Genomic DNA, 13688 nt, shown 5'->3' on the forward strand with positions numbered 1-13688 from the left:
GTAAATAAATAGTTTGTGCGTGTTGCGCTGCGCTCAGGTTAAGAGAAGAGTAACCGGATTACTAATAAAAAGATGGGAAAAGAGCCGTTTGACTATAGTCTTGATTTTAAGCATACCGATTTCCGTAAACAACCTGAGCTGTACCGGGTCGGTAAGGGCGAGCAGGGGGTGTTGCTGGTGGAGCCGTATAAATCTGAAATTCTGCCCCACTGGCGGTTTAAGACGCCGGATATCGCCCGTAAATCGGCTGAAACGATTTACGGATTATTTCTGGAGTACAAAAAGAACGGGGATTTCATCGGTATGGATATGGCCCGTAAGTTTCTGCAGATGGGCTATACACGTGCGCGCCGGTATGCCAACCACCGGACAGGGCAGAAATACGACGGACCGGTTCCGGATGATCAGAAAGGCCGGAGCGGTGCACATGGACGGGAGCAGCTACCGCGTGACGAAGATCCGGTTAAGGCTGAAAGTGCCCGTATTTTTTATGGTATGTATCTGAAAGTCAGGGAAGACGAGGCGTACAGGCAACAAAAGAAGTATTGGCAGAAAACGCTGGGATAAGCGTTTCCTGATTTCGCAACAACTGTACCAAAGCTGGAAAGCTGATTATGCCAGAAAATTCATTAATGCGAAAAAAAGGCAGTTTTATTATGTGAAAGTGATAAGTGAGTGAACTAATTGTACCATTGGTGAAAGGCATATTAATAAATGAAAAAATGGTCGCTTAATTGATACCAATCGGTTGGGTTGTACGTCCAAAGATCAAGTATGAAAATTCTGAAAAAGAACACCGTAGGCATTTAATGTTGTGACCATGAAAACAAGTTTACGATTATTATTACTTAGTTTGCTAACCTTGGTAGGTTATACTGGTTTTGCGCAGAATGGTAAATTTGATGTGCGCTTTTCTGTAAAATCGCTGGATTGCGCCACCATGAAAGCCGTTATCCGGGTAGAAGTGAAAGCTACGGATGCAAACTCCACGTTTCTGATGGGAGATGGAAATTTCCGGTTTACCTACCCGTCGACTATCTTAACGAATCCCAGAATCGTTTCGGAGGAAAACTTTTCGGGAAACGCACCGGCCAACCAGAGTGCCTACGGTAGTCAGAACCTGAACGGGTCAACTGAAGGCCCGACAACAGGGAGGGTTGTGTTGAACAACATTTATGGCGGGCGACCAAATCCAACCCGTGTCGGAACTTCATACATGACGGTTGCCTGCATTGAGTTTACGCTGAGACAACTGGTTACCTGTTTCGATCTGCGGTGGGATACTACGTTTCCGGCAACGGGTATGAATGAAGTGATTGTGGCCAACGCAACGTCATTTTCTTATACAACCAGTGATGTCAGGCCGGTTACGTTCAACAATCAGAATGTATGTCCTAATCAATACTGTAGCGACAGTTACGGCGTACGGCTCAACCTGAAATCATTCGACTGTGTGACAAAGAAAGTAACCATGCGGGTGCAGGTGAAATCGACATCGCCGACCTCAAGTACGTTCCTGTTAGGCGATGCCAACTTCCGGTTTAACTACAGTGCTGCGATGCTGACAAACCCGCAGATTGTACTGGAAGAAAATTACTCAAGCAACGCACCGGCGTCGAATAACGGATATACCCCGCAGGATTTGAATGGATCGGCGGTGTCAGGAACTGCGGGAATTCTTTCGCTGAATGTGAAGTTCAGCCCGCCTGCGAGTGCAACTGTTGCAAAGGCTGTTTCAACGGACTGGACAACGGTTTCGTGTATTCAGTTTGACTATATCGGCAGCAGTACGGCCCCTTGTTTTACGGTCGATTGGCGTAGATCATCGGATCCGATTCCGGTTACGATCATGAATAAAGTAGCCATTACCGGAGCAAGCACCTTCTCGCTCATAACGGTGCCAACGGGTACAGTTTATGATAACCTGGAGCTATGTCCGCAACAGTTATGCCCGCCGGTAACAACCGACCTTGCACTGGCTAAAAGGGCGCTGTCTACCGGACCGGTTACGCTGAATAGCATTGTAAGCTTCTCCCTGACGCTGACCAACAAGGGACCGAATACCGCAACAAATGTGGTGGTGACCGATACGCTGCCCGCCGGTTTGCAGTTTGTCAGTGCAACACCGAATGTTACGGTTGTCAATGGCATTGCGCAGTGGAAAGTCAGCAGCCTGTCGGCGAACACATCCACATCGCTGATTCTGCAGGCAAGAGTACTGGCTTACGGACCACTCTTTAATAAAGCTGAGATAACCAGAGTTGATCAGAGGGATCCGAATTCGATTCCGAACAATGGTTCTTATCTGGAAGATGATTTGGCTACCGCTTGTGTAACCGTACCGATTCCGATATGTTCCGGTGATGAATATGAGGTATCAACGCCGTCGAGTGTCACCAGTGTACAGTGGTTCCGGAACGGAGTTAAGGTAGCGGAGGGCCGTACCTATACGATCAGAGAGCCAGGTACATATACTTACCTGACAACCGTCGGAACCTGTCCGGCCGAAGGCTGCTGCCCGATCATTGTATTTGCAGGTGAATGCTGTCCGGCAAACCTTTGTGTACCGTTCATTATCAAGAAAACAAGAAGGAGATAATAGTCGTCCATACTATATGTAGTTTGAAAAAGCCTGGCACCTTGCCAGGCTTTTTTTATGCCGGCTGGTCATGCCCGTATGAGTATGTAGAGCAGAAGACTGTTCTTTTCTCCTTAAAACCAACGTACCGTGTTTGCCCTCAATCGCCCGTTTATCCGTAGAGATCTGTTGCCATCCTTGCTGATGATTATCGGTTGCCTGTGCCGTACATATGCGCAGCCCGGCAGCGTCGCCCAAACGCTGCAACAACATATACTCACCGAAGCCGCATGGGCAATGCAGCAGCAGCCTGTTACGGTAACCGCTCAAACCAGTTCGCGGTCGGCGGGAGGTAAACATGACTTTTTTTCGGAGGGCGATTACTGGTGGCCTGACTCGACAAACCTGAACGGCCCCTATATCCAGCGCGACGGTCTGACCAATCCGGATAATTTTGTGGCCCACCGGCAGGCCATGATCCGTTTCAGCCGGATTGTGGGCGCACTGGCATCGGCCTGGAAGCTGACCGGCGATGAACGCTATGTACGGCAGGCGTTTCGCCACCTGAATGCCTGGTTTGTGGATACTGCCACCCGGATGAACCCGTCCCTGCTATATGCCCAGGCAATCAAAGGGCGGTTTACCGGCCGCGGCATTGGCATTATTGACACCATTCACCTGATAGAAGTGGCGCAGGGGGTACTGGTGATGGAAAAGGCAAAGTCGGCCGATATACGGCAGGTGGCGGCTATCCGGCAGTGGTTTGCTGATTATCTGAACTGGCTGACGACGCATTCTTACAGCAAAGACGAAATGGAGGCCAAAAACAACCACGGTACCTGCTGGGTGATGCAGGTGGCATCGTTTGCCCGGCTGACCGGCAATAGTGCGCTGATGGATTTTTGCCGGGAGCGGTACAAAACCGTTCTGTTACCCAATCAGATGGCAGCCGATGGCAGTTTCCCGTTGGAAATGCGCCGCACCAAGCCCTATGGTTACGCCTTGTTTAACCTCGACGCCATGACCATGATTTGTCAGATTCTGTCGACGCCTGCCGATAATCTCTGGCACTACCAGACTGCCGATGGCCGGTCGATCCGGAAGGGCATCGGCTACCTCTACCCGTTTGTGGCTGACAAATCAAAATGGCCCTTGAAACCGGATGTTATGTACTGGAACGACTGGCCGGTGGCGCATCCGTTTCTGGTGCTGGGAGCCGCGGAGTTTCAGGAGCCGGCCTGGCTGAATACCTGGCAGCAGCTGGAACACGCCCCTCAGGTGGAGGAAGTGCTTCGGAACCTGCCCGTTCGGAACCCGGTCATCTGGTTATGATTGGTAATCAGCAGCCCGCAAATGATCTTTCAGAAACAGGTCCTCTCCCGAACCAGGGGGTAAAGCGGGAAAATAAATACGATATAACCCAACACACATGAAAACGTATACACTTACCCTCCTCGCTCTGATGGGCCTCAGCGGGAACGGCTTGTGCCAAAAGGCGTTGATTAAAAGCCAGTTTGACCTGGCCGGAAAACAGGCCAGGGTGATGCTGGCCGATATACCGGCGGCCACACCGGCCAACGCCAGGGTGGTACCGGTATCGCCGCGTACGCTTAACCCGACGGGGGCGCTGCAACTCGTTCCCGCCCGCGACTGGACCAGCGGCTTTTTCCCCGGCCAACTGTGGTACCTCTACGAATATACCCACGATCCCGAATGGATGAAGCAGGCGCGGACGTATACCGCAAAGATCGAAAACGAAAAACTGAATGCCGGTACCCACGACATGGGTTTTAAAATTTATTGCAGCTTCGGTAACGGCTACCGGCTCACCAACGATCCGGCGTACCGTGACGTGATTATTCAGTCGGCGCGGACGCTCATTAAGCGCTATAAACCGGCGGCCGGCATCATCCGGTCGTGGGACCACCACAAGGAGGTCTGGCAGTGCCCCGTTATCATCGACAACATGATGAACCTGGAACTGCTCTTTGCTGCCACCCGGCTGACGGGCGATAAAACCTTTGCCGATATTGCGGTGAAACACGCGCAGACGACAATGAAAAACCATTTCCGGCCCGATATGAGCAGTTATCATGTCGTGGATTATGATACGCTGACAGGTAAGGTAATTCAGAAAAATACCCATCAGGGTTACAGTCACGAGTCGGCGTGGGCGCGCGGGCAGGCCTGGGCGTTGTATGGGTATACGATGTGTTACCGCGAAACCCGCGACAAGGCGTTTCTGGAGCAGGCGGATAAAATAGCTGCTTACATGCTGCGGCATCCCCGGTTACCCGCCGACCTGATTCCGTACTGGGACTTTGATGCACCGCAGATCCCGAACGAGCCCCGCGACGTGTCGGCGGCCACAGTAATGGCGTCGGCGTTGTACGAATTGTCAACGTTTAGCAAACAGGGAGCATGGTACCGTTCAAAGGCCGACCGGATACTAGACAATCTGGCCAAACATTATGTGTCTCCGGCAGGAGGGAGCCACGGGTTCATTCTGCTGCACAGTACGGGCTCTAAACCGGCTAACAGTGAAGTAGATGTGCCGCTGTCGTATGCTGATTATTATTATCTGGAGGCGTTGCTGAGGAAACAGAAGCTAGAGATAAAATGAGGTTGAAGGAAGGCAAAACTAAAGAAACAGCATAAACGAAAACAGGCTGACTTAAGAAAAGTCAGCCTGTTTTCGTTTATGAAAACGTCCGGAAATGACGCAGTTACCTCCGTAGCTTTTTGTCCGGAATGATTAAATAAAATATTGTTGATTATGAAAAAAGTAAACCGGAAAAATTGAATTTATATATATAAATAAGAAAATTAAATACTATAAATATATTTTTTTAAAAAAATATGTCATTATGTGAAGTAATTCTTTGATTTAATGATTAAAAATCTCATTTTTGAGACCAAGCCACAACATAAGTTAACTAAATGATGAATAGTCTACCCTCATGCCCACCCCATGCTGATACAGTTGCCAGGCGATATACCTGGTGGATCAATCTGACACCATTGTGGAGAGCGGCTTTTCAACAAGTTGTTTTTAATCATAACGAATCGCCTGCCGACGAGGATTTATGCAAAATCTGGCAGTCGCCGGCCCTGCGTTTTGCCGGTCCCCGGGCCCCGTATCCTAACATGACGTTTGAGTTAACGGATTGCAGCGGATTAACCGGCCTGACGAATCTGGAGACTCTGGTTGTGATGAATCATCGTCTTGAGGGCGTACCCGAATTAAGTACACTCACCAACCTGAAAAGCCTTTTTGTTAATAATAATCTGTTGACCAGTCTGGCAGGCATCGAATCGCTCAACCAACTGGAATTACTGTACGCCCACATCAACAGGCTTCAGACTTTAGCTCCTCTCCGGAGTCTGACCCGACTGCGCGAACTGTATGTGTGCTATAATGCCCTGACATCGCTGGAGGGTCTTACCTCTGCTCACGCAAAACAGCTTAAAAAGCTGGTATGCCTGCCCAATGACGGCCTGCCCGACCGTGAAATTATCCGGGTAGAGCAGCGTCTGGGTATCCGGTGTCAGCGTATGTAACGCCTGGATCAGTACAAAACTGATTATATATTTTTCTCATCCTTAACTCCTGACATTTTACGACGATGGAACCATTTATTGGCCAGATTTGCATTTTCGGCTTTAACTATGCGCCTCAGGGTTGGGGGCTCTGTAATGGCCAGCAACTGAGTATTTCACAAAATCAGCCATTGTTTGCGCTGATAGGGAATACCTATGGCGGTGACGGCAGGACCGTATTTAACCTGCCTGATCTGCGGGGGCGTACGCCCATTGGCATGGGACAGGGGCCCGGCTTGTCAAACTATGTATGGGCGCAAAAAGGCGGCTCTGAAACGTCAACGCTGGTAGTGAATAACCTGCCGGCACACACACATGCGCTGAATGCCTACGCGGAAGGCCCTGCCGGTAACGTAGCCGGCCCGAAAGATGCGCTGCCTGCCAACACCGGTGGCCTCGACCCTGAGTATCGTACATCGGGAACGCTGGTGCAAATGTCGCCTCAGGGCGTTGGGATGACCGGCAGCGCAACACCATTCAGCAATATCCCGCCATATATTGCCCTGAACTTTTGTATTGCTATACAGGGAATCTGGCCTCAAAGACCTTGATATGAAGTAAATGACGTTTACTGAATATCACTGACAGTCGGTCAGGAGTTGGTGTATCCGGTTCCTGACCGGCTTTTTTTTTCCGTACTGGCGAGGCTATGACCTGCGCTTTCCGGTTGATTCAAAACACCATTACCGGTTCATGGGCAACTGAACCGGCTTGTCGTACGCATTCTGTTTCTCTCTTTTCTCATTCAAGGCATCGCGAATAAGTAGGTCCGTATACTCTGTGACCAGCCAGATGCCTGTTTATGTTGTAAATAACACCATTGTTTATGATCAATGTATCATTAAGTCTGACTTATAACCGGCTGCTGTGGCTGTCATGCCGCGTAATTGTGATGTTATGGCTGGTTGGCTTATCTCAACTGGCTTATGCCCAGACGATTAACTGGAAAGATACCGGCTGTTCGGGTAGCGGTACCGCTGATGTATTAACACAAACGGGCACCGTCGGTTGCCGAAACACTTTTGAAGGGGCATCCGGTAACGGGAATATTCCTTTCCGGGTAATCTGGAGTACCAGTAATAACCGTTGGGAAATGCAGGCAGACCCAAACTGGTCAGGAACAGGTTCCAAAGCATACACGGTCCTGGCGTGGTATAATACATTTGCGTCTTCGCCTAATCCGCCGGCATTGGGCACGGGGTCCTGGGTTGATGCGGGAGTGCCTTGCGGACCGATGATTAAATTTGACGGGACAGGTACGCAAACAACACTTGGTAGTTCCTGTGGTGGGAGCCCTGCTATCACGGCCGGGACGGCCACCGGTACCATTACGGCATGCCAGGGCACGGCGTCTGTTAATACCCAGTCGTTTACCGTGGCAGGTAGTGATCTGACGGCCAGTCTGATTGCTAATGCGCCGGTTAATTTTGAGATTTCGACCAATGCCAGCGCCGGATTCGGTAGCTCGCTTAGCTTCCCGCAAACGAGCGGCACGGTTTCGGTCACAACGGTTTACGTCCGTGCGTCGGCCTCGGCACCGGCCACGTCAATTTCGGGGAGTGTTACGCTCAGCTCGTCAGGGGCAAGCCCGCAAACGGTGGGCGTTACCGGTACGGTATCAACCTGTATTTTACCCGTTACGCTGACTACGCGCGCTAACCCCACAACCGTTTGTATCGGCGGTACGGCCTCACTATCGGTAACGGCTTCAGGTGGGGTTACGCCTTTCAGCTACACATGGACCGCTCCGGCCGGTGCCCTGATTACGGCGGGTGGCAGCAGCAGTGTGGCTTCGGTCAGTACAACCACAACCGGTGTCAAAACCTTTACGGTGACCGTCGCTGGTTCGGGTGGAAGTCCGGCCAGCACCACTACCGTTAGCCTGACTGTTAATGGCAACCCGACGGCAGTGATTACGGCTACCCCTTCGCTGACGTTCTGCCTGGGGAGCACCATTTCGCTGAGTGCTTCGGGGGCCGGTAGCGGAGGAACCTACCGCTGGAGCACAACCGAAAATACCGCTGCCATCAGTGTTAGCCTGGGCCAGCCCTATACCGTAACCGCTGTTACGGCGGGCGGATGCTGGTCGACCACCAGCGTAACGGCCGTCCGCCGTTCGCTGCCGGATGCGACCGTCAGCGCAGTGCCTGGTTTAACGGTGTGTCCTGGTCAAAGTGTTATGCTGACCGCCAATGGGACGGCCGGTGCGCCGGGCGCGCGCGTAGCAAGTCTGGCCGCGCCTCCGCCTGTATTGTATACCTGGTCAACCGGCAGTAACACGGGCTCGACCAGCTTTGTGCCAACCAGTAGTACCGTTATCAGCCTGACCGTCAATGATGGCGTTTGCTCGTCTTCGGCAATCAGTACGTCTGTAACGGTACGGAGCGTAACCTCCGTCAGTATTACCGCTTCCGGCTCGCCAACGCTTACCTGCAACCAGACAAGCCTTACGCTGACGGCAGTGGCTTCCGGCAGCAGCACCTTTACCTGGAATGATAACAGTACAAATGCTACCCGCGTCGTCAGTACATCGGGTGTTTATTCGGTGACGGCCCTTGAAGGCGGTTGTTCGACAACCGCAGCAGTCACGGTCAGCAGCAATACGGCTGTGCCCGCACTCAGTATCAGTGGCAACCTGTCAATCTGTGTGGGGGGCAGTACGACCCTGACGGCATCAGGTACGGGCGGTAATGCCTACCAATGGTCCAACGGCACAAACAACGCAGTTAATGTGGTGAGCCCTGTCAGTACGACAGCCTATTCCGTAACCTTGAGCAACACGGCAACGGGCTGTTTCACGACTACGACGGTCACTGTCTCGGTCAGCCCGGCCGTGACAGCTACCATCGGCGGCAACCTGACGATCTGTTCGGGGCGGAGCACCACCCTGACGACGGGAGCGGGGACTTCCTACCTTTGGTCAGATGGCTTTACCGGCAGGGCCAACATAGTTAGTCCGGTCAGCACAACGGCTTACTCCGTGACGGTCAGCAACGGCGTTTGTTCAGCAACGGCAACGGCTACTGTCACGGTAAACACGTCGCCCACGGTCACCGTCAGTGCCTCCTCAACAGCGTTAACCGGCGGACAGAGCGCCGTTCTGACGGCCTCCGGTGCCGCAAGCTATTTATGGGGTGCACCCCTGAATACAACGGCGGCCAGTGTGACCGTTTCGCCGGCGACAACGACGGTATATTCGGTGACTGGTACGCAGAATGGTTGTGTCGGTGAGGGGAGTATAACCGTATCCGTGAGCTGTGCCGACCCTGTTTCGAAAGCCATATCGGTGACGATGACGAGCGTTTTGGGCCCGGGAAATTGTTCGGTCAATCTTCAGGGGCAGGGTACCGGCTCGGCCTTTGTCTTTTCGGGGCCTAACGGGTATGTGTTCAGTACGGTTTACCGGCGTACAGGAACCTATTCACTGAATGCCACAGGGGTCAGACAGCCGGGGACGTATACCTTAACCGCCAAAGCAACCAATGCCTGCGGTCAGGAGAGCATGGATACCATTACCTACGTAGTTACCGGTACCGCCTGCCCTTGATCGGGGAGCTGACAGGGTATAACAAGGGTACGTCGTCCGGAGTAGCCGCCTTAGCGCGGGTTATTCCGGACGATTTGTTTGTGGTCTCCGGGGATGCCTGCACCGTTGCGGGTATCAATAGCCTGTTTAATGAGCCGCACGACCAGATTCATCTGTGCTTCGTCACCAATCGTTAGCCGCAGACACATCGGCATCGGGTAGCCTACCAGTATCCGGCGGGCTGCCAGCATAGTGCGGACGTGTTCGAGCAGGCCGGGGTCCTGAAAACGGAGCAGCAGGAAGTTCGCGGCTGAAGCATGAACCGTGAAGTCGCCCCTGACAGCCAGATCGTTCAGCAGGTAATGAACAAAATCGCGGAGGTTTTTGACCCGTTCCCGGTTTTGCTGCAAGGCCAGACCAAATGCCGGATTGGTCAGGAGTTCGCGGACAATCAGTTCGGTGAAGATATTGATGGTAAACGGTACGGTGTGTTTTTTCAGCAGTTGCATAACCGGCTTACTGCCCAGCGCATACCCGAACCGGATGCCTGGCATCCCATAGCCTTTCGACAGGGTTTTCAGGACAATCAGGTTTGGATATTGCTCAATCAGCTCCTGTGCCGTGTCGCCGCCAAATTCGGCGTAGGCTTCGTCGACGATGAAAATCGATTCAGGATGCTGGTCCAGCAGGCATTGCAGATCGCTGAGCGGTAAGGTTGTGCCGGTCGGGTTATTAGGTGAAGTCAGGATGATCAATGCCGGTTCGGCCAGTTGCGGGAACGTACTCAGATCGTGTTTACCTTCGCGGGTCAGTTCCCATTCCTGGTAGGCCAGCTGCTCGTTATCGCAAACCTGATGGTAGAAAGTAAAGGTAGGTTTCTCGATAATGGCAAGAGACATGATTTTCGAAAAACACCCGATAAGTTGCTGAATCAGTTGAGACGAACCATTACCCGGAACAACCTGATCGGGATGAACCTTGCTATGGGCTGCCAGCAGGGCCGTCAGTTCCGTATTGTAGAAATCCGGGTAGCGGTTCCAGGCGAGCTGTGCCATTTTTTCGGCAATCTGCTGCTTAATGGCCTGCGGAATATCGAATGGAAGCTCGTTGCAGTGCAAACGCATTGGTTCGGGTGCAAGGCCGTTTTCCCACAGCAATGGTTCAATTGAGGCATAGGTAAGCTGAGGCTCGCCCGTAGCAGCCTGTTTGGTAATGATAGTCATGTCTGTGTTTAATTGATTGGTTTAAGAAGATAAGACGGATGCAGGATGGCAGAAAAAAAGAGAATGACACGTTTACTCTGCCCAGAACAGGCTGGTGATTTCTTCACCGTTGAAGACAGTAGCGTAACGGTCGGGTAGATACGTTTCCAGCTGTGTGCCGTTCAGCGTGGTGTAAGAAAATGAGGCATCGCGTTTCCGGAGCTGAAAGCCGGTTTCGGCAAACAGGGCTACCCATTGCTCCGTGGCATAATGCTTTTCGACCCGCACCGTTTCGGCATTCCCCAGAACATCATCGATCTCACGGCTGAAGAACAGCTTCAGGGCCGTCTTTTCGGTAGCCGTTATCGGTAAGGTATCAATAATCCGGAACAGGGCGCCGTAATGTTGCACGCAGTTAGTAAACCGTTCGGCATAATCGGCGGTATAGTGGTTCGAGTTTGGCTCACTCAGCACAAGCGCCTGCACCGGTAAGGCTTTCAGCGTCTCAAATACCACTTTTCGCTGCGCGGCACCTTGAATATGATGCAGCGCAAACGACGCATTGGCAAAAATCCCGTCGTGTTCTGCCGGCAGCATCTGCCGGAGGTCGTTTATCGACAGGTTTTCGATAAAGTCAGTCCGGGTGGTCAGCGTAACGGCAAACGGCGCCCGGGTGGCCGCTTGCTGAATGTTTTGCGCAGCAGCAACCAGCGCATCGGCAAACGGTTCGATCCCTGCTACATGGAGTTGTTTTACCTGACTGCCGGTTTTCGCGGCCAGTCCGCCGATGATGGTAGCCACCTGAAAGCCGGTGCCGATACCGATATCCATGAGAACCGGATATTCGCAATCGGCCAGGGCATCGATCAGCAAAGTATTGGTGCAATGCTGACTGAGGTTGGCCAGCGGGAATTGTTGAATCAGCAATTCGAACAGCCGGATTTGCGGAATATCAAACCGTTGCAGGTAAATGTGCTCCTGCGATTGCCCGCCGGCAACCTGTTTCCGCATGGCTTTGGCCAGGGTATAGGCAAAGAGGGATACCGGATTGTCGAGGTCTTCAACCGATTCGTAGTAGATCGCCTCCAGTACCTGTTGGTCGGTTTCGGTCAGCGCATCCGGCATCCGATTGGCCAGGTTCCGGAGTTGCAGCAGGGCATTTGTGTCAATCGCTTCCATTGATTTAGTGTCGGGGTTGTTGTTGATTATTGACCAAAGCTAAGGCGGCAGAGAGGCGGCCTCCAAAATTTAAAGGTTGAGTTGCCGGTAATTTCCGTCGAAGCGTAGTTAAACCGCCGGTGAATCGACAGAGGCAGGGCTATTGATCATCGTTTGAGCCAGGGTATGGTAGCAGCGGCTCCAGGCTTCGGCGGCAGCGGGTGTCCAGTCACGGCCAAGGCCTTTTTCGAGGGTCCAGAGCAGGGCTGCACCCACCAGATCATACTGTTCGGGCTTCACTCCATACTGCACATGCCGCTGTGCCAGTGCCTGAATATCGGGTATCAGCTCAGGCAGGTTTTCCAGCCGTGCGACTACCACACTGATCGTATCGATCAGCTTTTTATACTGTTCATCCATCGGAGATTTAAACAGGGACTGCAAGGCCGGATTGTCGATAAACAGCCGGCCGTAAAACACATCACCCAACAGAACCGGGTCAATCTCCCGCAACAGTCTCCACGTTGTTTTTACTAATTGTATTTGCTCTCCGGTCATCATAGGGCATTCAAAAACCATAACGTCTCCTCTCTCCTTAATTGATAAAATTGACATATACCGGTAGGGTGGCCAAATTTTTCGGGCCGACTGGTAGCAACTTTCCATTGAACGGATGCCGGAAACGGGCTCAATGGTAAAGTTGTCCGCTGAGTGGCATGCCATTTAACCGGTGTTTAAGCTGCCTCTTTCGTGATTTGATACCGTTCAACTTACTTTTTTTGCAGAATCGCATCTTTATGTGAAGGTTTACGAAAATCATTCTCCATCACTCGCTGTCTGGTAGGCTATGAACGCTATTCTGATTGAAGATGAAAAACTCGTTGCCAAAGAGTTTGCCTTTAAGATCGCTGAAATTGATGCCGATATCTGCATTGTTGAAACACTGCCCAGTGTAAAAACCGCCTTGCGCTGGTTTGGCGAAAACGCCGAACCCGATGTTGTGTTTGCCGATATTCAGCTGGCAGATGGGGTCAGCTTTGAAATCTTCGAAAAGTTTACGCTGAACTGTCCGATCATCTTCGTCACCTCGTATAACGAATACGCCATTCAGGCCTTTAAGGTCAATGGCATCGATTACCTGCTGAAACCGGTTGATCCTGATGATCTGGAAAAGGCAATTGCCAAAGCCCGGAGCATCCATAAACAGAAAGCGGGATTGTCGGTCGATTTGCAGAAACTGATGCAGGCGCTTCAGCATCCGGGCGCGGCGGCGAAGGCGGTCTATAAGGAAAATTTTCTGGGAAATTCGCGGAGCGGGTGGGTGCCGGTAAAAACGGCCGATATTGCGTTTTTTCAGTATGAGCTGGTCAATTTTATGGTTACGAAGGCCAATGAACGCTACACACTGGACTACGAAACGATGGAACAGATCGAGGAATTACTTGATCCGGCGCAGTTCTACCGTGCTAACCGCCAGTTTATTGTCAACATTGATGCCATACAGAGCGTGAAAAGTCTTGAAAACGCCAAACTGGTGCTGCGCCTGCGATCCCCCCATCAAGCTGTTGATGTGGACATCAGCCGGCAGAAAGCCCCGGCCTTTAAGCGCTGGTTAGACCGGTAG

The 13688-nt window shown here is 52.0% G+C and carries 11 protein-coding genes; 8 read left to right on the forward strand and 3 right to left on the reverse strand.

All coding sequences use genetic code 11. The features are described from left to right. Positions 1 to 72: 72 nt before the first annotated feature. The 7 genes from BLX24_RS14630 to BLX24_RS14660 all read left to right on the forward strand — a co-directional run bounded on the left by BLX24_RS14630 (position 73) and on the right by BLX24_RS14660 (position 9725). Positions 73 to 567, forward strand: coding sequence for a DUF4385 domain-containing protein (locus tag BLX24_RS14630; protein WP_071503907.1), 495 nt, complete (start codon positions 73 to 75; stop codon positions 565 to 567). A gap of 295 nt (positions 568 to 862) precedes the next feature. Next, positions 863 to 2599: a DUF11 domain-containing protein gene (locus tag BLX24_RS14635; protein ID WP_071503908.1), complete on the forward strand. Its 1737-nt coding sequence runs from the start codon at positions 863 to 865 to the stop codon at positions 2597 to 2599. 129 nt (positions 2600 to 2728) lie between these two features. Beyond that, on the forward strand, positions 2729 to 3910 hold the full coding sequence (locus tag BLX24_RS14640; protein ID WP_229201807.1) for an alginate lyase family protein: 1182 nt from the start codon (positions 2729 to 2731) through the stop codon (positions 3908 to 3910). A 97-nt stretch (positions 3911 to 4007) separates the two neighbouring features. Continuing rightward, positions 4008 to 5201 (forward strand): glycoside hydrolase family 88 protein, encoded by a 1194-nt coding sequence (locus BLX24_RS14645; RefSeq protein WP_071503910.1) that lies wholly within the window; start codon positions 4008 to 4010, stop codon positions 5199 to 5201. Between the two features lie 317 nt (positions 5202 to 5518). Further along, a complete protein-coding gene (locus BLX24_RS14650; RefSeq protein WP_071503911.1) occupies positions 5519 to 6139 on the forward strand; it encodes a leucine-rich repeat domain-containing protein in 621 nt (206 codons plus the stop codon). A 65-nt stretch (positions 6140 to 6204) separates the two neighbouring features. Next, on the forward strand, positions 6205 to 6729 hold the full coding sequence (locus BLX24_RS14655; protein ID WP_071503912.1) for a phage tail protein: 525 nt from the start codon (positions 6205 to 6207) through the stop codon (positions 6727 to 6729). Positions 6730 to 7004: 275 nt separating this feature from the next. Further along, complete coding sequence (locus BLX24_RS14660) at positions 7005 to 9725, forward strand: beta strand repeat-containing protein (protein ID WP_071503913.1); 2721 nt, start codon at positions 7005 to 7007, stop codon at positions 9723 to 9725. A 50-nt stretch (positions 9726 to 9775) separates the two neighbouring features. On the opposite strand, the gene BLX24_RS14665 is transcribed toward BLX24_RS14660, so the two are convergent. The 3 genes from BLX24_RS14665 to BLX24_RS14675 form a co-directional block, all read right to left on the reverse strand. Then, positions 9776 to 10927: a pyridoxal phosphate-dependent aminotransferase gene (locus tag BLX24_RS14665; protein WP_071503914.1), complete on the reverse strand. Its 1152-nt coding sequence runs from the start codon at positions 10925 to 10927 to the stop codon at positions 9776 to 9778. A 72-nt stretch (positions 10928 to 10999) separates the two neighbouring features. Next, entirely contained in the window at positions 11000 to 12085 is a 1086-nt protein-coding gene (locus BLX24_RS14670) for a GRAS family protein (protein ID WP_071503915.1), read from the reverse strand. 108 nt (positions 12086 to 12193) lie between these two features. Next, positions 12194 to 12577, reverse strand: coding sequence for a globin domain-containing protein (locus BLX24_RS14675; protein ID WP_229201808.1), 384 nt, complete (start codon positions 12575 to 12577; stop codon positions 12194 to 12196). Between the two features lie 334 nt (positions 12578 to 12911). Here BLX24_RS14675 and BLX24_RS14680 point away from each other — a divergent pair, with 334 nt between their 5' ends. Beyond that, positions 12912 to 13688: a LytR/AlgR family response regulator transcription factor gene (locus tag BLX24_RS14680; protein ID WP_071503916.1), complete on the forward strand. Its 777-nt coding sequence runs from the start codon at positions 12912 to 12914 to the stop codon at positions 13686 to 13688.

The sequence above is a fragment of the Arsenicibacter rosenii genome, assembly GCF_001870735.1.
GTDB lineage: Bacteria > Bacteroidota > Bacteroidia > Cytophagales > Spirosomataceae > Arsenicibacter > Arsenicibacter rosenii.